Annotated in this window: 20 protein-coding genes and 6 tRNA genes; 4 read left to right on the top strand and 22 right to left on the bottom strand. The window is 31.7% G+C overall.

Annotation, left to right across the window (positions count from 1 at the left end; translation table 11 throughout):
- Nucleotides 1-31 precede the first annotated feature (31 nt).
- From tssD (HUE53_RS03290) to HUE53_RS03255, 8 genes are all read right to left on the bottom strand, one after another.
- A complete protein-coding gene (gene tssD, locus HUE53_RS03290; protein ID WP_014164870.1) occupies nt 32-421 on the bottom strand; it encodes a type VI secretion system tube protein TssD in 390 nt (129 codons plus the stop codon).
- A gap of 225 nt (nt 422-646) precedes the next feature.
- Nucleotides 647-1,033, bottom strand: a complete 387-nt coding sequence (tssD, locus tag HUE53_RS03285) for a type VI secretion system tube protein TssD (protein WP_014164869.1) — start codon at nt 1,031-1,033, stop codon at nt 647-649.
- Between the two features lie 495 nt (nt 1,034-1,528).
- A tRNA-Lys gene (locus HUE53_RS03280) sits at nt 1,529-1,601 on the bottom strand.
- Between the two features lie 32 nt (nt 1,602-1,633).
- Nucleotides 1,634-1,718, bottom strand: a tRNA-Leu gene (locus tag HUE53_RS03275).
- Nucleotides 1,719-1,753: 35 nt separating this feature from the next.
- Nucleotides 1,754-1,829 (bottom strand) — tRNA-Lys (locus HUE53_RS03270).
- 37 nt (nt 1,830-1,866) lie between these two features.
- Nucleotides 1,867-1,939 (bottom strand) — tRNA-Lys (locus HUE53_RS03265).
- A gap of 37 nt (nt 1,940-1,976) precedes the next feature.
- A tRNA-Lys gene (locus tag HUE53_RS03260) sits at nt 1,977-2,049 on the bottom strand.
- Nucleotides 2,050-2,086: 37 nt separating this feature from the next.
- Nucleotides 2,087-2,159 (bottom strand) — tRNA-Lys (locus HUE53_RS03255).
- Nucleotides 2,160-2,283: 124 nt separating this feature from the next.
- Between HUE53_RS03255 and HUE53_RS03250 the strand changes: the two genes are divergently transcribed.
- The gene (locus HUE53_RS03250) at nt 2,284-2,802 is read left to right on the top strand and encodes a shikimate kinase (protein ID WP_014165669.1); all 519 of its coding nucleotides are present in this window, start codon (nt 2,284-2,286) and stop codon (nt 2,800-2,802) included.
- Here HUE53_RS03250 and HUE53_RS03245 read toward each other — a convergent pair.
- Genes HUE53_RS03245 through HUE53_RS03235 form a run of 3 tightly spaced genes read right to left on the bottom strand, consistent with a single transcriptional unit; the run spans nt 2,794 to nt 4,263 of the window.
- Nucleotides 2,794-3,291 (bottom strand): phosphoribosyltransferase domain-containing protein, encoded by a 498-nt coding sequence (locus HUE53_RS03245; protein WP_077226010.1) that lies wholly within the window; start codon nt 3,289-3,291, stop codon nt 2,794-2,796. The genes HUE53_RS03250 and HUE53_RS03245 overlap by 9 nt on opposite strands.
- An 8-nt stretch (nt 3,292-3,299) precedes the next feature.
- Nucleotides 3,300-3,881 carry a class I SAM-dependent methyltransferase gene (locus tag HUE53_RS03240; RefSeq protein ID WP_097609719.1) on the bottom strand — a complete coding sequence of 194 codons (582 nt, stop codon included), beginning with the start codon at nt 3,879-3,881 and terminating at the stop codon, nt 3,300-3,302.
- A complete protein-coding gene (locus tag HUE53_RS03235; RefSeq protein ID WP_014165666.1) occupies nt 3,868-4,263 on the bottom strand; it encodes an RNA-binding S4 domain-containing protein in 396 nt (131 codons plus the stop codon). The genes HUE53_RS03240 and HUE53_RS03235 overlap by 14 nt, the downstream gene beginning before the upstream one ends.
- Before the next feature lie 76 nt (nt 4,264-4,339).
- Between HUE53_RS03235 and HUE53_RS03230 the strand changes: the two genes are divergently transcribed.
- Nucleotides 4,340-5,275, top strand: a complete 936-nt coding sequence (locus HUE53_RS03230; RefSeq protein ID WP_192188700.1) for an FKBP-type peptidyl-prolyl cis-trans isomerase — start codon at nt 4,340-4,342, stop codon at nt 5,273-5,275.
- A 152-nt stretch (nt 5,276-5,427) separates the two neighbouring features.
- On the opposite strand, the gene HUE53_RS03225 is transcribed toward HUE53_RS03230, so the two are convergent.
- From HUE53_RS03225 to HUE53_RS03205, 5 genes are all read right to left on the bottom strand, one after another.
- A complete protein-coding gene (locus HUE53_RS03225) occupies nt 5,428-6,078 on the bottom strand; it encodes an alpha/beta hydrolase (protein WP_014165664.1) in 651 nt (216 codons plus the stop codon).
- Nucleotides 6,078-6,413 (bottom strand): hypothetical protein, encoded by a 336-nt coding sequence (locus tag HUE53_RS03220; RefSeq protein WP_014165663.1) that lies wholly within the window; start codon nt 6,411-6,413, stop codon nt 6,078-6,080. The genes HUE53_RS03225 and HUE53_RS03220 overlap by 1 nt, the downstream gene beginning before the upstream one ends.
- Entirely contained in the window at nt 6,413-7,669 is a 1,257-nt protein-coding gene (locus tag HUE53_RS03215; protein WP_065213312.1) for a dihydroorotase, read from the bottom strand. The genes HUE53_RS03220 and HUE53_RS03215 overlap by 1 nt, the downstream gene beginning before the upstream one ends.
- Nucleotides 7,666-9,588 (bottom strand): vWA domain-containing protein, encoded by a 1,923-nt coding sequence (locus tag HUE53_RS03210; RefSeq protein ID WP_192188699.1) that lies wholly within the window; start codon nt 9,586-9,588, stop codon nt 7,666-7,668. The genes HUE53_RS03215 and HUE53_RS03210 overlap by 4 nt, the downstream gene beginning before the upstream one ends.
- A 111-nt stretch (nt 9,589-9,699) precedes the next feature.
- Nucleotides 9,700-10,224 (bottom strand): DUF4442 domain-containing protein, encoded by a 525-nt coding sequence (locus HUE53_RS03205; RefSeq protein WP_014165660.1) that lies wholly within the window; start codon nt 10,222-10,224, stop codon nt 9,700-9,702.
- A 101-nt stretch (nt 10,225-10,325) separates the two neighbouring features.
- On the opposite strand from HUE53_RS03205, the gene HUE53_RS03200 reads away from it, so the two are divergent.
- A complete protein-coding gene (locus HUE53_RS03200; protein ID WP_077226011.1) occupies nt 10,326-12,527 on the top strand; it encodes a tetratricopeptide repeat-containing hybrid sensor histidine kinase/response regulator in 2,202 nt (733 codons plus the stop codon).
- A 231-nt stretch (nt 12,528-12,758) separates the two neighbouring features.
- Here HUE53_RS03200 and HUE53_RS03195 read toward each other — a convergent pair whose 3' ends face one another.
- From HUE53_RS03195 to HUE53_RS03170, 6 genes are all read right to left on the bottom strand, one after another.
- A complete protein-coding gene (locus HUE53_RS03195) occupies nt 12,759-14,105 on the bottom strand; it encodes a DEAD/DEAH box helicase (RefSeq protein ID WP_014165658.1) in 1,347 nt (448 codons plus the stop codon).
- Nucleotides 14,106-14,386: 281 nt separating this feature from the next.
- Nucleotides 14,387-15,505, bottom strand: a complete 1,119-nt coding sequence (gene dnaN / locus HUE53_RS03190) for a DNA polymerase III subunit beta (protein ID WP_014165657.1) — start codon at nt 15,503-15,505, stop codon at nt 14,387-14,389.
- A 98-nt stretch (nt 15,506-15,603) separates the two neighbouring features.
- Nucleotides 15,604-17,271, bottom strand: a complete 1,668-nt coding sequence (gene gldG / locus HUE53_RS03185; RefSeq protein ID WP_065213309.1) for a gliding motility-associated ABC transporter substrate-binding protein GldG — start codon at nt 17,269-17,271, stop codon at nt 15,604-15,606.
- A 1-nt stretch (nt 17,272) separates the two neighbouring features.
- The gene (gene gldF / locus HUE53_RS03180) at nt 17,273-18,004 is read right to left on the bottom strand and encodes a gliding motility-associated ABC transporter permease subunit GldF (RefSeq protein WP_014165655.1); all 732 of its coding nucleotides are present in this window, start codon (nt 18,002-18,004) and stop codon (nt 17,273-17,275) included.
- Nucleotides 18,005-18,088: 84 nt separating this feature from the next.
- The gene (locus tag HUE53_RS03175; RefSeq protein WP_014165654.1) at nt 18,089-18,385 is read right to left on the bottom strand and encodes a putative quinol monooxygenase; all 297 of its coding nucleotides are present in this window, start codon (nt 18,383-18,385) and stop codon (nt 18,089-18,091) included.
- A 35-nt stretch (nt 18,386-18,420) separates the two neighbouring features.
- Entirely contained in the window at nt 18,421-19,242 is an 822-nt protein-coding gene (locus HUE53_RS03170) for an SAM hydrolase/SAM-dependent halogenase family protein (protein WP_014165653.1), read from the bottom strand.
- 94 nt (nt 19,243-19,336) lie between these two features.
- Here HUE53_RS03170 and HUE53_RS03165 point away from each other — a divergent pair, with 94 nt between their 5' ends.
- Nucleotides 19,337-20,287: a PhoH family protein gene (locus HUE53_RS03165; protein WP_014165652.1), complete on the top strand. Its 951-nt coding sequence runs from the start codon at nt 19,337-19,339 to the stop codon at nt 20,285-20,287.
- Nucleotides 20,288-20,355 lie beyond the last annotated feature (68 nt).

Here is a 20,355-nt window from a genome sequence, read left to right as displayed (position 1 = left end):
ATCGCGTATTTTTTAGTTGTTTAGTTGTTGTTTAATCTTTCCATTTCTTTTCGTGTGCAGCTTCGTTTAGAACAAAACGTTTGGCCATTAGACGTAGGGCAATTTGTAGCGGTTCAGTGCTTTTAGCGTCAAAATATTCCGAAAAGGAAACACAATAGGCTTTTTCAAACTTTAACTCTTGTAGTTTGCTCATGGCATCTCTTCTAAAGAATATAATGGTGCCGTTTTTGGTTTGACTGTGGTCGAGCATCCATTGTAATAGGTTGGATTTCCCGTTGCTTTCTATACGGATGTTAATTTCGCCTCCTTGAGGCATTCCTTCGGGTTTTCCTGTAGCGTCTATTTGTTGTGTAAAATTATAGTCGCAACTGAGTATGTTGTAAGTGTTTCCGTCTAGTTCTAATTTAGCTAAAAAGGACATGTTTGTTTTTTTATAGGGTTGTTTATTTGAAAGAAAAAAAAGAAAAAAGGCGATCCCAAAAGATCGCAACCATCATTTAACGGAGTTCTTTTTAGACTAGGGTTGACCGGTGTAAAACCTAGGAGGTAATACAATGATTGATCTAGCCAATGTCATTTCCTTAGAGAAACTAACAAAGAACTGGGGGTTAAAAAGTTGTTTTTAGGGAACGCCTTTTTGAAGGGATTATACCCATTCGTTTTCGTAAGCTCCTGAACCTAGTTCAATTTTTTTAGCTGAAATGGTAAAGGTTTCAGTTAGTGGATTTACGCCTGTAGAATCAAAGTTTTCTCTGAATTTTACTAAGTATCCTTCTGAGAATTTTAATTCTTTTAGAACCGCTTCGCTGTCTCTTTTAAAGAATTTTACACTTCCGTCTTTTCTTTCAAATGAGTTGGTCATCCACTCAAAGAATGAAGTGTCTGCAGTACCTTCAATTGTTAATTCAATTTTTCCTCCTCTAGTTACAGTAGAAGGTCTACCCGTTGCGTCTGTTTCTTGAAATAAACCGTAGTTTACATTTAATACTGTGTACTCTTTTCCTGCTACTGCTAATTTTGCTTTGAATGACATAATTATAAATATTTAAAAAATTAAGAAATACATAAGGATATATCTATAAAGGTATAGAGTAGGTTAAAAAATGATTTTGGGGTGGGTTTTGTTAGGTATGAACCAATTTGAGTAGGATTGTTTGGGTTTTGTGGTTTCATGACATATTTTGTTTTTAATAATAACAACCATTTATGGAAATATGATTAAGTCAAATATAGCGGGTTTGGTTTTAAAAAACAAATATTTTGTTATAAAAAATAAAAAACCACTGGTGTTTTTGTTTTTTATTGTTTTTAAAAGGGGGGATTAATTCTATAGGGTTTTTTGGGGTAACTTGATCTGCTTTTAACATTAAAATAAAAGCGTTTAGAAGTTGTAAGGGGAGTCTGGAATGAGAAACTTCTTCTTTTTTAGATTGTTAAATATCTTTATTTAGTCCTATCAGTCTTGATCCTGTTTTTGAATGTGTGGGAATTAAAAAAGGCTATTTTAAATTAAAATAGCCTTTTTGAGTGACCCCGCTGGGGCTCGAACCCAGGACCCCATCATTAAAAGTGATGTGCTCTACCAACTGAGCTACGGAGTCAATATTTTTATTTTTAATTTTCAAGAACCTTTTGGTGACCATGATGGGATTCGAACCCATACGTCTTTCAACACCACCCCCTCAAGATGGCGAGTCTACCAATTTCTCCACATGGCCATTGAGAACGAAAAAGCCAAACTTTTGTTTGGCTTTGGTGACCCCGCTGGGGCTCGAACCCAGGACCCCATCATTAAAAGTGATGTGCTCTACCAACTGAGCTACGGAGTCAATAATTTTATCAATATGTTGTTTTATCAGTACTTTGTGACCCCGCTGGGGCTCGAACCCAGGACCCCATCATTAAAAGTGATGTGCTCTACCAACTGAGCTACGGAGTCAATAATTTTATCAATATGTTATTTTATCAGTACTTTGTGACCCCGCTGGGGCTCGAACCCAGGACCCCATCATTAAAAGTGATGTGCTCTACCAACTGAGCTACGGAGTCAATAATTTTATCAATATGTTGTTCTATCAGTACTTTGTGACCCCGCTGGGGCTCGAACCCAGGACCCCATCATTAAAAGTGATGTGCTCTACCAACTGAGCTACGGAGTCGTAAACATTTCTTGTTTGCGGGTGCAAATATATTACCTTATTTTTGATTTTTCAAAGAAAAGGGGTTTTTATTTCTTTTTTTTTTATTGTTTTTTGTAAGTGTTTGATTTTTAAATTGTTTTGTATGAGTAAAATTGTGCTAGTTGGTTATATGGGATCAGGGAAATCAACAATAGGTAGGGCTTTGGCTCAAAGGGTGGCGTTAGAATTTATAGATTTAGATGATTTGATTGTTGAAGAAGAAGGAAAAACAATTAAAGAAATTTTTGAAACAAAAGGAGAAATTTACTTTCGTAAGCTAGAACATATTGTTTTAAAAAAGCAGTTGCTTAAAAAAGAGTCTTTTGTCTTAAGTTTAGGAGGAGGAACTCCTTGTTATGCGGGAAATCATTTATTATTGCAAGAAGATAATGTGAATTCTATTTATTTAAAAGCTTCTGTTCAACTATTGGTTGCTCGTTTGATTATGGAAGCAGATAAAAGACCCTTGGTAGCTAATTTGAATAAAGAGGAGATGGGAGAATTTGTGGCCAAGCATCTATTCGACAGAAGCTATTATTATAATAGTTGTAAAAAAGTAGTTTCTGTCGATAATAAGACGGTTGATGTAATTTGTGATGATTTGATCGCTCTTTTATTCTAAATAGGCGTATTGGTTATTGTTTTCAAATACCACATGAACATGTTCTAATATGGAGGTTGATAAAGAAATGCCTTTAAAATCGGCTTTTATAGGATATTTTTTGTGATTTCGGTCTACAAGAACAGCGGTTTTAAATTTTTGAAGGGGAACTTCTAAAAAGTGTTTTACTCCATATATAAGGGTGGTTCCTGTATTGAGTACGTCATCTACTAATACAAGTCCTTTGTTGTTATAGTCTTCTTTTGATAGGCTTGTTTCTATGGGAGAGGTAGGATTTTTTTTGTTGATTATAACTTCACAAAATTGAATGGATAGGGGAGAAATATCTTTTAGAATAACAACTAGTTTTTGAGCTAATATACTTCCGTTTCCTTGTATGCCAGCAATAATTATTTCTTTTTCATCAATAAATGTTTCGTATATCTGATATGCAATACGTTTCATTTTGAATTCTATTTCAGTGTTGTTTAGGATAATATTTGTGTTCATTTGTGTTGTTATTTTTTTGTAAATATAAAAAAGAGTTCCTTACCTTGTCTGGGTTTGATTGAATTATAGGCGCTTTCTAATATTTTTATATTAAAATAAGGAGCAAATAGATGCTGATATTCCTCATAGGAGCCTCCAAAAGGAGGGCCTTGTTCAGTCAAAGGAAATTGGAATAGAAGACCTGTTATTTTTCCTTGTGGCTTTAATAATGAATTCATTTTTGAAACATATTCTTTTCTTAAAAAAGGAGGAATAGCACAAAAAAAAGTTTGTTCAATGATGAGATCATAATTGCCATTATGTAAAAAAAAATCTTCAAATATAATTTGGTTAGGCGCAACTTGCGGGAATCGCTTTTTTATGTTTTCGATAGGTGTTTTAGCGTAATCAAGCACATAGGTGTTATTAAAACCTTTTTGGATTAAATATTCAAATTCATAGGAATTACCTCCGCCAGGGATTAGTATTTTGAGGTTTTTGTTAGTTAACTGATTAATATATGCTTTTAATGGTTGGGTAATAGTACCAACATCCCAGCCTATTTCGTTTTTTTGATACCTACTTTCCCAATAATTATTATTCAGATTCATTTTCTAATTCGTTTTCAAAATCTAATTCAAATTCATCTAAATCACGACGGTCTTTTTTTGTAGGACGCCCTTCACCGTATTTTCTATAATGTGCTTTAGAAAGTTTAAGCATTTCTAAGTGAGCAAATGCTTCTTCAGGGGTTTCATCTCTCCGATAGATGTCTACTAATTTTGCACCTACTCGATTAGCAGGAATATCTAAAACTTGAAGGCTATAGGTAATTTGATCTTTTCTAAAAGTTACTTTATCTCCAGGGAAAACTTCTTTAGAAGGTTTGGCCGTAATTCCGTTTACAGTTATTTGGTTTTTTTTACAAGCTTCGGTTACCATGTTACGAGTTTTGTAATACCGTACGCACCACAAATATTTATCAATACGCATAAAATCAAAAATCTTAGTTAAATTAGTATACAAAAATAATTCAAAATTGTATCTTGCGTGCAAATTTTAAAAAAGAATGAATAAATTGAATAAATTGATAGCAGTGTTGTTGTTGTTAACTTCGCTGGTTTCTTGTAATAAGAATGATGATACAGTAGATTCAGTACCTCCTAAGGCATATTCAGAGCAAATACCTGGGGAAATTCTAGCGATAGAAAAGTTTTTTGAAGATTACCACATGGATGTTGATGCGGATAAAAATGTTGAATTCGTAAAAAGAATTGGTTCTAAGTCTGGTTTAGTTTCTATAAAAGATCAGTATGCGCCAAAGTTTAAAACGATACGATATAATGATTATGACTTTAAGGTATATTATATTAATCATAATGGAGGAGAGGAGTTAAAACCTGAACTAGCTAAAACTCCTTGTCCTATAGATTCTGTTTTGGTTGCTTATAAAGGTATGTTGTTAAAAGAAAAAACAGGTTTTGATCAAGAAAAGACAACATTTAATAAATATCAATTGTTTGACGGAACAGAAAATCCAATTCGTTTTGATTTAGATAAAGTAATAGTAGGTTGGTCTAGAGTGGTTTCATTAATGACGATAGGAAGTATAACTATTAATCCTGTTACAAATACTCAAAGTTTTAAAGATTTTGGTGCAGCGGTATTCTTTTTGCCTTCGGGATTAGCCTATTATTCTGGGGTACAAGCAAAAATACCTGCCTATTCGCCTTTGATTTTTAATATAAAATTAATATCAATGAAAAGGAAAGATCATGATTTTGATGGTCATACAACTTTTGAAGAAGAATATAGTTTTGATGCTTCAAACTTAAATGCTCCTTGGGTTAATTTAAAACGAGATACAGATGGGGATGGATATCCTAATTACATTGATCGTGATGATGATAACGATGGAATATTTACCAAATATGAAGCAGATGGGGATGATAATCGTAATGGTATTCCTAACTATTTAGATAAAGAAGATAGAAGAAGGAAATAGACTAGAGAAGAAGGAAAGAATTTAGCTAAAAAGAGGCTGTCCTAATTTGGACAGCCTCTTTTATTACTAAAATATTCGGATACCTATCGGAGATGATTTTCATATATCCGATTCTTAGAAAGTGAGTTCAATTTTTAGGATACCTTTTTTTGTTATTCAGTTTCTAAGAGCCAATTTTTAAAATCATAAAAATTCTGAGGAGCTACTCCGTGACCTATAGGATATTCTTTATAACTATTTTTAATTCCTAAACTGTTTAATATAGGTTGTGCTTTGCGTGCCCATTCTACAGGAACGACTTGGTCTACACTACCATGTGAAGCAAATATTTGTAAATTACTAAAATCATTTCGAGAGTAATTTTCTAATGCAATATCTTGATTAAAATAACCACTCATACCAACTATCCGTTGAATTTTGTTAGGATATGATAAAGCAGTTGCATAACTCAAAATACATCCTTGGCTAAAGCCAATTAGAGTTACCTTATTAGGGTCTATAGGATAGTTGGTTACTAATTCGTCAATAAAATGAGCTATTAATTCTCTAGAACCGCGCGCTTGATCTAAATCCGAAAATTTATTTTCATTGGCATCAAAGTTAATGGCATACCAAGCATAAGCATTAGGCATCAGATTATAAGGTGCGCGAGCAGAAATAATGTAATAATGATCGGGAAGTTCGGAGGCAAATGAAAATAAATCCTCTTCATTACTTCCGTAACCGTGTAATAATAAAAGTAAGGGATTTTTGTCTTTTTTTACTTTAGGTTCTTTGACTAGATGGTGCAGAGATAAATTCATTAGATAGTTTTAAAAAAATAGTGAAATAATGTTCCTAATAATGGTAATGGGCGGGATTCGCCTTTGCTAGCGGTATATAGACCATAAAAACTTAATAAAGAGATAAAAATCCACATACTTATGGTTGCCATAGGGATGTTAAAATTAGATAGCATAAGTCCTAATGCAATAAAGGTAACAGATAATCCTAAGCCTTGTCGCACATGAAAAGAACCAAATTGGGTTTTATCTTCTCCGCTATTCATTGATAGAGCAATGAGAGGACCTACTATTAGTATGTAGCTTATTATGGCGGTGCTTTTTCCTTTTTTAATATCGTTTAAGTCCGTGTTCATTATTGGTTTTTAATAAATTGAGAGTTGTTAATAGTTCCTATAACTTTTCCCTTCATGGGTTGGTTTATAAAAGCTGAGTTTTTAGATTTTGATAAAATGTTTTCTTTTGAAAAAAACCAGTTTTCGCTAGGACTAAAAAGGGTTAAGTTAGCTATTGCACCTTCTTTTATAAGAGGTTCTTCTATAGTGAAAACTTTTCGTCCTGCGGTTAATTTTTCTACGATAACATCAACAGGTAAAATAGTTTGCAAGGCTCCATAGCTGCTTTCTAATCCAATAGTTCCGTTTTTGGCTAAATCAAACTCTAAATTTTTGTTTTCAATGTTTATAGGGTTGTGGTCACTTGTAATACAATCAATAGTGTTGTCTAAAATTCCTTCAATAAGAGCCTTACGGTCTTTTTCCGTTCGGATTGGAGGTGTTACACGGTAATTAGAATCAAAGCTGGTTAGAACTTCATCGTTTAATGTTAAGTGATGAACAGACACACTACAACTTACCTGTAGGCCTTTTGCCTTTGCTTGTCGAATTAATTCCACTGAATGCGCTGTAGAAAGAGTTGGAATATGAAGTTTTCCTCCTGTATATTCTAATATGTATAAATTACGAGCTATAATTAATTCTTCCGCTAAAGCAGGAATTCCTTTTAATCCTAGTTGAGTAGAAGTTACTCCTTCGTTTACAATTCCTTTACCTTTTATGTTGTTGTCCATTGAGTAGGCAATAACTTTCCCGTTGAAATCTTGTGTGTATTGGAGAGCTATTTTGAGAATATTAGCATTGTCTAAACTTTTATTATAATCGCCAAAGGCTATCGCCCCAGCATTTTTCATGTCTAAAAGTTCGGCTAAGTCGTTTCCGTTACTATTTTTTGTAAGTGCACCAATAGGATATAAATCAGTAGTACTTTGATTCGTTTTTTGTTTAACGAAAATGATTTGGGATTGATTGTCTAAAATAGGAGAGGAATTGGGTTGTAGAAGAACCGCTGTAAAACCGGATTTACTAGCTACTTGTAATCCGTTGCTAATACTTTCGCGATCTTCAAATCCAGGTTCTCCTAAAGATACACTAGTATCTATCCACCCCTTTGAAATATGCAAGTTAGCAAACGTAATTTCTTCATAATCGATCATAATCGGAAGGCTTTTGCCAATCTTTTCTATCTTTCCATTACTGATTTGAATATCAACGATTTCTTGATTTAAAGTGTGGTTTTTTTCAATAATTCGAGCATTGCGGATAATTAGGTTCATTTTACAAATTTTTGAATGAGCAATTCGATAATCAAAAGCAATAAAGCAAAAATAAGAAACCCCTTCCAGATTTGTTGATCAGTACGTTCCAATTGAAGGGTTTCAAAAAAATTATTTAAGCTATTTATCGTTTTGATTTTGTTATGGTTAGTATCTTTGGTTAATAGGCTTTCTTTGCGATCGTAATTAAAACTAATAGGATGAATCGCTTTTTGGTTTTGACTAATTTGATAATTACCAGCTTTTTTTGGATTGTCGCCACAGCTAAATTTTAGTTTATCTTCTAGAATTTGTTGTATGGGGATAAAGTTTTCTTCTTTATTTTCAATAGAAACTACTTGATCTTTGTTGAGTAATGCCTTAATTAGGGTGGTTTTGTTTTGACCAATTATGTGATATTGTAAACCATTTTTGCTAGTTGAAACCCCCATTTTATAAAAAGTTGGTACAATTAATGGTGCATTTTGGAAATTAGAATTTTCTTTATTTAAGGGAGCTGAAAAAATATATACAACCCCTGTGTTTTTGTATGATGTGTTTAAGAATGCTGATTGATCTTCATAGGTAAGCGCTTGAGAAAGGTCACTTTTTATTTCAAAAGATTGTTTTACACTAGGGTATTGAAAATTGTTGATTTTCTTTTCAAAAACATCATTGTACAAAGGATTTGAGAAATTAATTTTTGTAATTTTCTTTTCTCTGTTTTGTAAATTACCGAATTGAAGGGGGGCAAAGTTTTTTAGAAAAGCATTTAGATTAAGGGGGTTTGTTTTTTCAGAAGGTATAATGATCAGACTGCCTCCTTTTTCCACAAACTTTTTTATATTAGTGTGCATGGCTAAAGGAATATTTTCTAGCTCATTCAATATAATACAATCTTGGCTTTCTATATTTCTATAGTCTAAGTGATTTGGATTGCTATTAGAAAAACTAAATTCAGGGGATGTATAAATTCGGCTAAGAAAATTAGTTTTTTCAAGCTCTCCTATACTGAGGACTTTTATAGTTTTAGGTTTTGAAAAATTAAAATAAAAGGTGTTATCAAAAGTTAGACTGTTGTCGTTTAATGAAACGTATCCATTGAAGGTGTCTTTTGGAATTGTAAATAATAAGGTTTGTTTGTTTTTATTTAAAGGCATGATGGCTTTAGCTATCAAATGGTTTTGATTATATAAAGAAACAGGCACTGATTTTGCTTCTTTAAAATTAGAAGATACTAATACGCCAATTTCATAAAAATGATCAAATGTTTGGTTTATAAAAACACTATCAATAGCTGCGTTATTTGTTTTTTCGGCTTCAGGAATTAAGAAAAAGGTATTATTGTTTGCAGGCTGTTTTGTTAAGGATTCTGTTTGTAAGCCAATAGCATCTGTAATTACAAGAATATCTTTTCCTTGATTATTATTGTGTGATTTTGTTTTAATCAAAGCATTTTCAAGAGAAAAAGGAATTGGACTATAATTTAAATTTTGAAGTTCTTTCGAAATTGTTTTAATATTGGTATTCCAAAAATCGGTATCATTTGTTAGAATTGAGAAAGTTGTTTCTTCGGGGATGTTTTCTAATAAATCTTGTACTGCCCTTTTAAGTAATTCTCCTTTTTTGCCTTTTGCTTGCATACTAAAAGAGTTGTCTAATAGTATAATGAGTTCATTGTTTTTACCTGTTTGATCAAGAGCTTTAAAAAACGGTTGAGCAAAAGCAATGATGAGAGCCGTTAGTAATAAAAGCCTAGTTACTAATAATAAGTATTTTTTTATTTTGGAACTTTTACGTGTTTGAACGATTAATTCTTTTAGAAAACGAACATTCGTAAAGTATTCTTTTTTAAACTTACGTAATTGGAATAAATGCACAATTACTGGAATGATCAGTAAAAAAAGAAAATAGAGGATTTCAGGATGTTTAAATTGCATTTATATTTTGAGTTTGTCAAAGATACATTTTTTAGATTGAATCTTGTGAGTAGATTAATGGGTTAGTAATTTTTTTAAAAATATTTCTAAGAAAAAAAGCAAAATCAAAACTTAGGAGGAAAGTTCTCTTTTCTTTAATTTTTCTTTATAGAATTCTTTTTCTGCTATATAGATAGTTTTCGTTACCTCACAAAATGTAACATCGCCTGTTTTGTTAGTAATATGTGTTATTTTAGTGTGTTCTATTTCTTTACCTATTTTTACCTTTTCTATAATTTCATTTATTTCATCATCACTAAAGTAAAAAGTTGCATAAACGTTTTCTCGCGCAGGTTTTTTAAAACGAATTAAGGCTGCTTTGTCCCATACGATATAATTTTCTTTTAAAATGTACATTAATTGTGTCATAGGAATGGGATCTACAGCTGAAAAAAGGCTGCCTCCAAAGATAGATCCAACGTAATTTTTATTTTTATAAGTATGAGGGATTTTTATGTGTATGTTTTTTAAATCTTCTGATATATGGGTTATGCGAGCGGTACTACGCTTATACATAGGAGATAGATTAAATCCATATTTTAAAAAAACAGAGGGTTTGATGAATTTTCTCGCGAATTTAGAAAGTTGTTGATACATTGGTGCTTAATTCATTAAAATTGATTCAAAACAGTTTTAATTGTCAAAAATAAACTATTTTTGACTAAATTCCTTTCTTAAAAAAATCAAATAGTGAGAAGATGCATCGTTTTTTTATAATTATCTTAAGTCTTATTATTGTAACTAATGATGCTTCTTCACAAGGGGTAAATACAGTAAAAAAAACGGAAATAAAAATCGAAAAAGCAAAACGAGCTTTGAGAGAGTTAGATACTAAAAAATCAATGGTGCTGGCTCAAGAAGGATTATCCGAATCATTTTTGTTAAACGACAATACCTTAAAGTCTAAAGCTTACATGGTTTTGGGATGTAATTTTACTGAATTTGCAAATACGAAAAAAGCCAAAGATTATTTTTTTAAATCCTTATACTATGCCAATTTAGTAGAAAATGATACACTCAAAAATCTGGTATATAATAACCTTGGTGCAGTTTATTCTTACTACGAAAACAATTTTGAAAAAGGGATTGAGTATTATAAAAAAGGATTGGTTTACGCGGAAAAAATAAATAAACCGATTCAAACTGTTTATAACTCTTTGAATATTGCAGGGGCTTATGTTGATGAAAATCGTTATGAAGAAGCAATACCTTTTTTAAGGAAGGCAGGTCATTATATGCAATACAATCAAGAATCGGAAGCTCAATTAAATTATAATGCCTTGTGGGCACGATATTGTAGTTATAAAAATCAAAAAGAGAAAGCAGAACATTTCTTTGAAAAAGCTATTCAATATGGCGTAACAGAAAAAGAAAATTTATTAGATAGTTATTTAGCGGAGGTTTATTATGATTATGCTATACATTTTGAAAAGTTTTCGGAATATAAAAAGGCTCTAAAATATCAAAGATTAAGTTCTCTATATAAAGATAAAGTTTACAACCAAGCCCGCTCTGAATCAGTAAAAAACAAAGAAGATGCGATAAAAATAAAAGAATATGAAGGACACATAAGTTATATTGAAAAACAAAAGGAAGAAAAAGAACTTAGTTTAAAAAAAACGTATGTAATCATTGCATTATTTATGGTTATTGTGGTTTTTCTAATTGTTTTAGTTTACATATTGTATAAAAATAACCGTAATAGACGCAAAAGTTTTATGCGTTTGCAAAGAATTAATAGTGAACTTGAAGATGCCAAAGATAAAGCTGAGGAATCTACCCGAATAAAATCGCAATTCGTATCAACTATTACACATGAATTAAGAACCCCTTTATATGGAGTTATCGGTATTTCTGATTTGTTGGCTGACGAATATCCTGAAATAAAAAACAGCAAATATTTAGAATCTTTAAAATTCTCAGCCCAATATTTATTGTCTTTAGTAAATGATGTTTTGCAAATTTATAAGATAACCGAAAGGAAAATTATTTTAGAGAAAAGTAATTTTAACCTTAGAGATAAGCTAGAGGCTATTAAAAATAGTTTTTACATGCAATCTGTCAAGACAATGAATGCAATAAATATAGATATTGATCATAAAATCCCTGAAAGAATTATAGGAGATGGTCTTAGGCTTTCCCAGATTTTAATGAATTTGATTAGTAATGCACTTAAATTTACGGAAAATGGAGCCGTAGATATAAAGGTTAAATTACTCAAGATAGTAGATGACCAGTTGCGTTTAGAATTTGTTGTAGAAGATACAGGAATAGGAATTGCTAAGGAAAACCAGCAACGGATTTTTGAAGAATTTGTTCAAATTGAACGTCGAGAAGAAGACTATCAAGGAACTGGTTTAGGGTTGCCTATTGTGAAAAAATTAGTAGCCTTATTTGGCGGGACTATTTTTTTAGAGAGTGAAGAAGGCAAGGGGACTAAAGTTGTATTTCAGCTAAACTTTGAAATTGATAATCAGATTTTTTTACCTAATCTATTGCTAGATAAAAACGACAGAGGTGTGCTGAAAATACTTTTAGCAGAGGATAATAAAATCAATCAAATTGTAACAGAAAAAATATTTAAGGCTTTTGGTTGTCAGGTGTTGATTGTTGAAAATGGATTAGAAGCAATAGAAGTTTGTAAAAAAGAAAGTTTTGATATTGTTTTTTTAGATATCAATATGCCTATTTATGATGGCTATGAAGCGGCTATTCAGATAAGAACTTTTAATATTATTACTCCTATTATTGCTTTGACTGCTTTTGATAAATTTGAGGTATTTAGTAAATGTAAAAGTGTAGGTATGAATGATGTATTAGTAAAACCTTTTGAAAAAGAACAGTTAGTAGTCCTTTTAAACCAATATGTAGGGCTAGAAAATGTTCAGAGTAGAGATTAACTTAAATACGAATTAGAGGGTTTGCTGAAAAACAGGTCTTTATCTTATTACGAATGTACCTATAAAAGGTTAATGCCTTATATTTACAAACGGTTATAGAAAAATAATTGTATCAAAATTTGATTAAAAAGCAATCTTTTAAACGTTTCTCTCTAACAAAGAGGCAGAGATGATAGGTTTGTTTCTTTATAACAAACTATCTTTAGTTTTTCAGCAAGGGCTAATAGAATTTTATTTCTTTTTACGTTTTTCTGTGCGTTTACGTTCAACAGCGCGGTTTCTAGGAGCTGTTTTTCGAGGTTTGCGTTTACCAGGACCACCTAAATTTACCTTTTTATTCTTTTCTGATTTTTCTTGAAAGGCAGTGTTTTCAGATGCTTTAGGCTTTTTAAGTAAATGCTTTATTTTTTGCTTTTCCTTTTCAGGTCCTATTAATTGTGTTGAAATTTCTACACTTTCAGGGAAATCTAAAATAGGGATTTCAAGATCCATTAGCATTTCGGCTTCTATTTTTATATCCTCCTCTCTTGGTGTGATAAAACTGATTGCTATACCCTCTGTGTCAGCGCGTCCAGTTCTACCAATACGATGGATATATTGTTCTGGAATTTCAGGCATTTCAAAGTTTATGACATGTGTAATGTTAGAAATATCCAGTCCTCTTGCCATTACATCTGTGGTAATAATACCTTTAGTTTCCCCTTTTTGGAAAGATGACATGGTAAGTAAACGATAGTTTTGTGATTTGTTAGAATGAATTATACCAAATTGATCAGGAAAATCGGCTTCAATTTTATCATGAAGCATGTCAGCAATTTTTTTATTATTAACAAATATTAAAATTCGTTCTAAAGTTTCATTCGTTTGTAGTAAATGTTTTAATAAATTTACTTTAGTATTAAAGTTAGGAACATGGTATGATACCTGTTCTATTTTTTCTAACGGAGTGCCTGACTTGGCAAGGGTAACTTCTTCAGGAAAATCAAAATAATCATTAAGTATTTCATCTACTTCATCTGTCATAGTAGCTGAGAAAAGAATATTTTGGCGTTTGGGTTTTAACATGGTTAAGATAGAAGTAATCTGTGGACGAAAACCTAAATTCAACATTTCATCAAATTCATCAATTACTAGTTTAGTTACTTCTTGCAAAGATAAAACACCATCTAAAGCTAAATCCATTATACGTCCAGGGGTTCCAACCAAAATATCTATTCCTTGATATACTTGGTTTTTTTGAGTGTTTATGTTTACGCCCCCATAAATTCCTAGAGTTCTAACAGACATATACTGTGTCAGTTTTTCTACTTCATCTACTACTTGCACCACTAATTCTCTAGTAGGTACTAAAATCATGATTCGTGGATTGTACGTTTGAGCAAATTTATATTGTTTTAGTAGTGGAAGTAAATAGGCAAATGTTTTACCTGTTCCTGTTTGAGCAATTCCCATAACATCTCTACCTGACATGATTACATTAAATGATTTTTCCTGAATAGGAGTAGGGCTGACAAATTTTAATTCGTCTAATGCTTTTTGTAAAGATTTTGGTAAATTAAAGGGCTCAAATGATGACATATTTCTAATTGTATTTTTTGCAAAGGTATTGTTTATAGTCGATATTTCTAGCAGAAAGGACTATAACTTCAATTAGAATTTATTACTAGAAGATTTTTATTGCTAAAAAGAGATATTTATATTGTGAAACTGATTGTGTTGGAAATGATAAGGTTGTCCGAAAAGTATGATTTAATGTTTGAATGACTACTTCTATGAAATTATATTAGACACATTTATTGTTTCTCCCTTTGGGTGAATGATATAAGATTGTGTGCTCTTTTCGGACAGCCTGATGTTTTTTAGCTATTAAGCATTACTGGCATAACAAGCATTGTAACTGTTTCTCCTTCATCTAATCCATCAGCGGGAGTTAATATTCCTGCGCGATTTGGCATAGACATTTCTAATTGGATCATGTCGCTTTGTAAATTTGTTAGCATTTCCATTAAGAAACGAGAGTTAAAACCGATTTGCATATCATCTCCTTGATAATCACAAGTAAGGCGTTCTTCTGCTTTATTAGAATAATCAATATCCTCTGCTGAAATATTTAATTCAGCACCTGCAATTTTAAGACGAATTTGATGTGTGGTTTTATTTGAGAAAATGGCTACACGGCGTACTGAACTTAAAAATTGTGTACGATCTATTAATAATTTGTTTGGATTTTCTTTTGGTATAACAGCTTCGTAATTAGGGTATTTTCCATCAATTAATCGGCAGGTTAAAATATAATTGTCAAAAGAAAAAGTTGCATTAGCATCGTTATATTCAATAGTTACTTCAGCATCAGAAGCAGCTAATATACCCTTTAAAATGTTTAAAGGTTTTCTAGGCATAATAAAATCAGCAACTTGAGAAGCTTTTACATCAGTTCGTGCATATTTCACTAATTTGTGAGCGTCTGTAGCAACAAAAATCAATCCCTCGGGTGAAAACTGAAAAAATACACCACTCATAACAGGACGTAGGTCGTCATTACCTGCTGCAAAAATAGTTTTGCTTACTGCTGTTGATAATACTTCCGCGGGAACCAATGTTTTAGAAGGGTCTTCTAGAACAACTGCCTTAGGAAATTCTGCTCCTGGCGAATAGGCTAAAGCGTATTTACCCGATTGAGAACTGATTTCAATAGTGTTATTCTCCTCGACTGTAAAAGTAAGAGGCTGTTCTGGGAACGTTTTTAAAATTTCTAACAATAGTTTAGCGGGTACAGCCACACTTCCTTCACTGGTAGAATCTATGCTTAAAGAAGCCGACATGGTAGTTTCTAGATCTGAAGCAGAAACCACTAATTGGTCTTGTTTTAATTCAAATAAAAAATTGTCTAAGATAGGTAAAGTATTGCTACTGTTTATTACGCTACCTAGGACCTGTAGTTGTTTTTGTAAATAAGAACTCGATACAATAAATTTCATCGCAAATTATTTAAGTAAGTAACCTTATGGTGTATAGATTTTAGTTTTTACAAATATATCGTAAACTAATTAGTTTTTGAAATTATTTTTTTAAATAATTATTGAGCAAATTTTCGTTTTCTGAAATAACTTAAAATAACACCAAAAAGGATTAAAATAATTAGTGGTGCGCCAACCGTAATGAATTGAATGTAAGTATATTCTTTATACACTTTTTCTTTATCTAATAAGGGAAGTTCTACCTCTTTACTACGGATGTTAATTAACCCCTTGTCGTCTAATAAGAAGTTTACACAATTCATTAAGAACTCTTTATTAGCATATAATTGGTTAGTCCATTTGTCAAAACCTAGTTCCATTGGCTGTCCATTTTGATCGAGTTGGTTTTTAATAATGTCTCCATCAGATATTATTATCATCTTAGAATCCTTACCCACGTTTTTAAAATCAAGCGATTTAAAAGCCAATACACGATTTTCAAAAACAGAATGAAATTTACCTTCTAATAATAATGCTACAGGAAAATTACCAGGAATATAATCTTTTAGGATAGGTTTTTCGTTAACCATTTCAAGGTTAATTTCCACGGGGGTGCCTACCGTTCTTGAATAAGGGGATGATTTTAATAAAATAGTTTTCTTTATACCATTTTTTAAGGTGTCAATAGGGTTTGCAAATTCAAATTTAACACCATCAATATTGTTTACAATAGGGTGTTTGCTTTCTGTGTAAACAAAAGGGGAATAGAGCCAAGGATAATTTTGGTATTGTGTCTCGCTTCCTCTTTTTCCTGTAGCTAATGCTATGGGTACGGCTTGCATATCTTTGATCAATACGGGATTTATACGAAAGCCATATTTGAAAAATAAATCATTTAAGCCTAAATTATTTGCAAATGCTAATGTACTACCTGTTTGATTTAAGTCTTCCATAGAAACGTTTACAGCATCCATTAGCCAAAGGGTTTTTCCTCCGTTTATCACGAATTGATCTAATACCTGTTTTTCGGCATCTGTAAAACCTGATTTGGGTTTAGCAATAATGGCTAAGTCGAATGTTTTGAGTGCTTTTTGTATTAATTCAGGCTTAGCTTTTACAGAGTCTATAGGGAAAGGAGCAATAAAATAATTATCGCGAACGGTTTGTAAAAAATCAGCTTTTAAGACATCTGGCAGTTCATTTTTACCTTTTATGATGGCAATTTTTTTCTTTTTGGGCGTTGTTATTTTATGAAAAGCATCTGTAAAAGCATATTCTAAATGTTGTACTGAATGAATAACTTTTTGTTCTGTACTGGCTCCCATACGGTTTTTAAGTAAAGGGACTTTTGTACTTTTGCCTTTGTAGGTAGCAATAGCCCAAGGATAGACTACTTCTTGTGATTGTTTTCCTTTGTCATCAACCGTTATTTTGATAGGAGTTAATCCGCGTTCATAAAATTGCTGCATCACTGCTTCTGCTTCTTCGGGATTTTCGAGAGGATTAACAAATTGAAATATAATATTAGGGTTATAGGCTTTTAATTCTTCTAATATTTGTTTTGTTTCTAATTGTAAGCGTTTGAACTCTGTAGGAAAACTACCTTCTAGAAATACATCTACATAAAGTGGTTCTTGTGCGTTTTTTAGAATATCTAAAGATGTTTCTGATAATGTATATCTTTTGTCTTGTGTTAAGTCAAAACGTTTAAAGACATAATGACTAATACTATTTAATAGAACCAATCCAAGGATAAGACCAATCATTTTTTTTGCAGAATTTTTCATCTTATTTCTTGTAGTTTTTAAGGTTAATAACAGTTAGTATATAAAAGAAAAAAATGACACTGATAAAATAGATTAGGTCACGTGTGTCAATGACACCTCGGCTGATACTTTTGTAGTGATAATCCATTCCTAATGATGCTACAAAGTCATTGAAATTTCCAAAGAAGGTTAATGTAGAGATGCCTTGAAATCCAAAATAAAATATAAAACAGATCAATACAGCTGTTAGAAAAGCTACAATTTGATTATCTGATAAAGTAGATGTGTAAATACCTATAGAGGTATACGATCCGACGAGAAATAATAATCCAAAATACGATCCTAATGTACTACCAAAATCTAAATTTCCTTCGGGTAAACCTAAATCATAGATTACTTTTACATAAACTAATGTGGGAACTATAGCTACAAGTATCAATAAAAAAGCACCTAGGGATTTACCAATAACAATTTCACCTAAACTCATAGGTTTGGTTAATAAGAGCTCGATGGTGCCTTGTTTTTTTTCATCAGCAAAACTCCTCATAGTTACAGCGGGAATTAGAAACAATAAAATCCAAGGAGCAATTGTAAAAAAAGAGGTTAAATCGGCAAAACCAGAGTTAAGTATATTGTAATTACCTTCGAAAACCCATAAAAGTAATCCCGTTATGAGCAAAAATAAAGCAATGACTAAATAACCAATGGGAGATCCAAAAAATGATCGAAATTCTTTTAGAAGTATGGCTTTCATAAATTTTTATATAGGTTTAAAGTCTAAAGTTTAAAAATATTGTATAATGGACAAAAGTAGTTCAATAAGCTCAAAGTTAAAATTTTAAACCAAAGAAACCCGTTTGTTTACACTCCAAGCCTCTGGTTTATCATTAAATAGTTTTTTGGTAAAGGTCCAAACTTCATCAAATAATGCGGAATTTCTGTAATTTTCTAGGGCTTCAGGACTTTCCCAATAGCTATATGTGAAAAAAATGCAAGGATTATTTTGGTCTTGATAAAGTTCTAATAACTGATTGCCAGGCGAATTGCGAATTTTATCTTTTATTTGTTCAAAATTCTCTAAAAAAGCGGGAATGTTTTCTTCATGAAAACTGAGTTTTACTATTCGGGTTAACATATAGTGTTGCTTATGAGTTTAACTGTATGATGATTTTATTCAAAAATAACGCTCACGGTATCTCGATATTTTAATCCTAATAATGATTTAGCTGTACCAGTAGTATTCGGATTGCTTTTGAATATAGCAATTTCAAGGTAGCCAGCTTCGTTAAAAAGAGCTAACTTTTCACCTTCATAATCTTTAAGGGTGTAGCCTTCTCTTATATTAAAATCAGAATACGAGCGATGTATTTTTTTTATCGTTTTATTGCCAAATTTTATTTCAAACTTCTTATCAATATTTAATTTTTCAAAAGAATTTCGAGTAATATTGGTCACGCAGTTTCCGTAATGATCAATATATATAACATTTCCTTTAATTTTGTTTGATTCTACCATTTCCTGTAGTTGGTTTTGTGGTTTCAAATCTTCAATTTTTTTACCAATGACATCCAGTTGTCCTCCTTTTGCAATATGACAAGCCACAGCTAACAAAATGTCTGTATCAGTAGCTGTTTTAGGTAAATGATTAGAAACATTGATTTCTGTTATGCTTTCTGGTTTTTGGTTTTGACAAACCAAACTCATGATTCCGTTGTCAGCACATACAAAATAGTGTTCGTTCCAATATACAACCAGATGTTTTGTGCTAACAGTTTGTTCACTATCAACACCTATTAGATGAACAGTACCTTTTGGAAAGTTGTAATACGCAGCGCTAATTACATAACTTGCTTCTATTATATTGAATAGGTCTATTTGATGAGAAATATCAACAATTTGAGCATTAGGGATTTGTGTGAAAATTTTTCCCTTTAGTGCACCTACAAAGTGGTCTTTGAGTCCAAAATCGGTAGTAAGTGTAATTATTGACATTCGATTGTTTATAACTATTGCTGTATTATTGGGGCAAAATTACTAGATTTGGGATAAACAAAACGAATTTATTTTTAACTAAATTAATCTGACATTGAACGAAAGGGTTATAGAATTAGAAAATATAGCTCCTAAAGAATTTTGGGGAGCTCATGACAAACATTTAGAAACAATAAAAAAATACTATCCAAAACTTAAAATTGTGGCTAGAGGAACTACTTTAAAAGCGTTTGGAGAAGAAGATGTGTTAGATGAGTTTGAACTACGATTTCGTAGATTGATGCTTCATTTTACACGTTTTAATAGTATTGATGATAATGTTATTATGCGGATTATAGAAGGGGATGTACAACCAAATAATCAAATGTCTGATCATGATAAAATATTAGTTCATGGTGTAGGAGGGAAACTAATAAAAGCTATGACACCTAATCAGCAATTATTAGTAGATACTTTGCAAAAAAATGATATGGTTTTTGCTGTAGGACCTGCAGGGACAGGAAAAACCTATACAGGAGTTGCTTTGGCTGTTAGAGCTTTAAAAGAAAAACAAGTAAAGCGAATTATATTAACTCGACCTGCTGTAGAAGCGGGGGAAAATTTGGGCTTTTTACCAGGAGATATGAAGGAAAAGCTAGATCCGTATATGCAACCACTTTACGATGCTTTGCGCGATATGATTCCTCCTCAAACTTTAGAAGATTATATCATGAAAGGGGTTATTCAAATTGCGCCTCTGGCCTTTATGCGCGGTCGTACACTAGATAATGCCTTTGTTATACTAGACGAAGCTCAAAATACAACACATAGCCAGATGAAAATGTTCCTGACTCGTATGGGACGAAACGCTAAATTTATTATTACAGGCGATCCAGGTCAGGTAGATTTGCCTCGTAGAACAATATCAGGATTAAAAGAAGCTCTTTTAGTATTAAAAAATGTAGACGGAATAGGAATAATTTATTTAGATGATAAAGATATTGTACGTCATAAATTAGTTAAAAAAATTATTGATGCTTATAAAAGCATAGAAAATCAAGATTAATCAATAAACGTTGCTAAAATAACCTTGTTAGAATGGTTGTTGAATACGAGTAAATACACAAATAAGGA

Origin of the sequence: Flavobacterium columnare (genome assembly GCF_014844295.1) — a bacterium.
Lineage (GTDB): Bacteria > Bacteroidota > Bacteroidia > Flavobacteriales > Flavobacteriaceae > Flavobacterium > Flavobacterium columnare.
The sequence above is the reverse complement of the archived record's forward strand: the minus strand, read 5'-3'. Positions and strand labels throughout refer to the sequence as shown.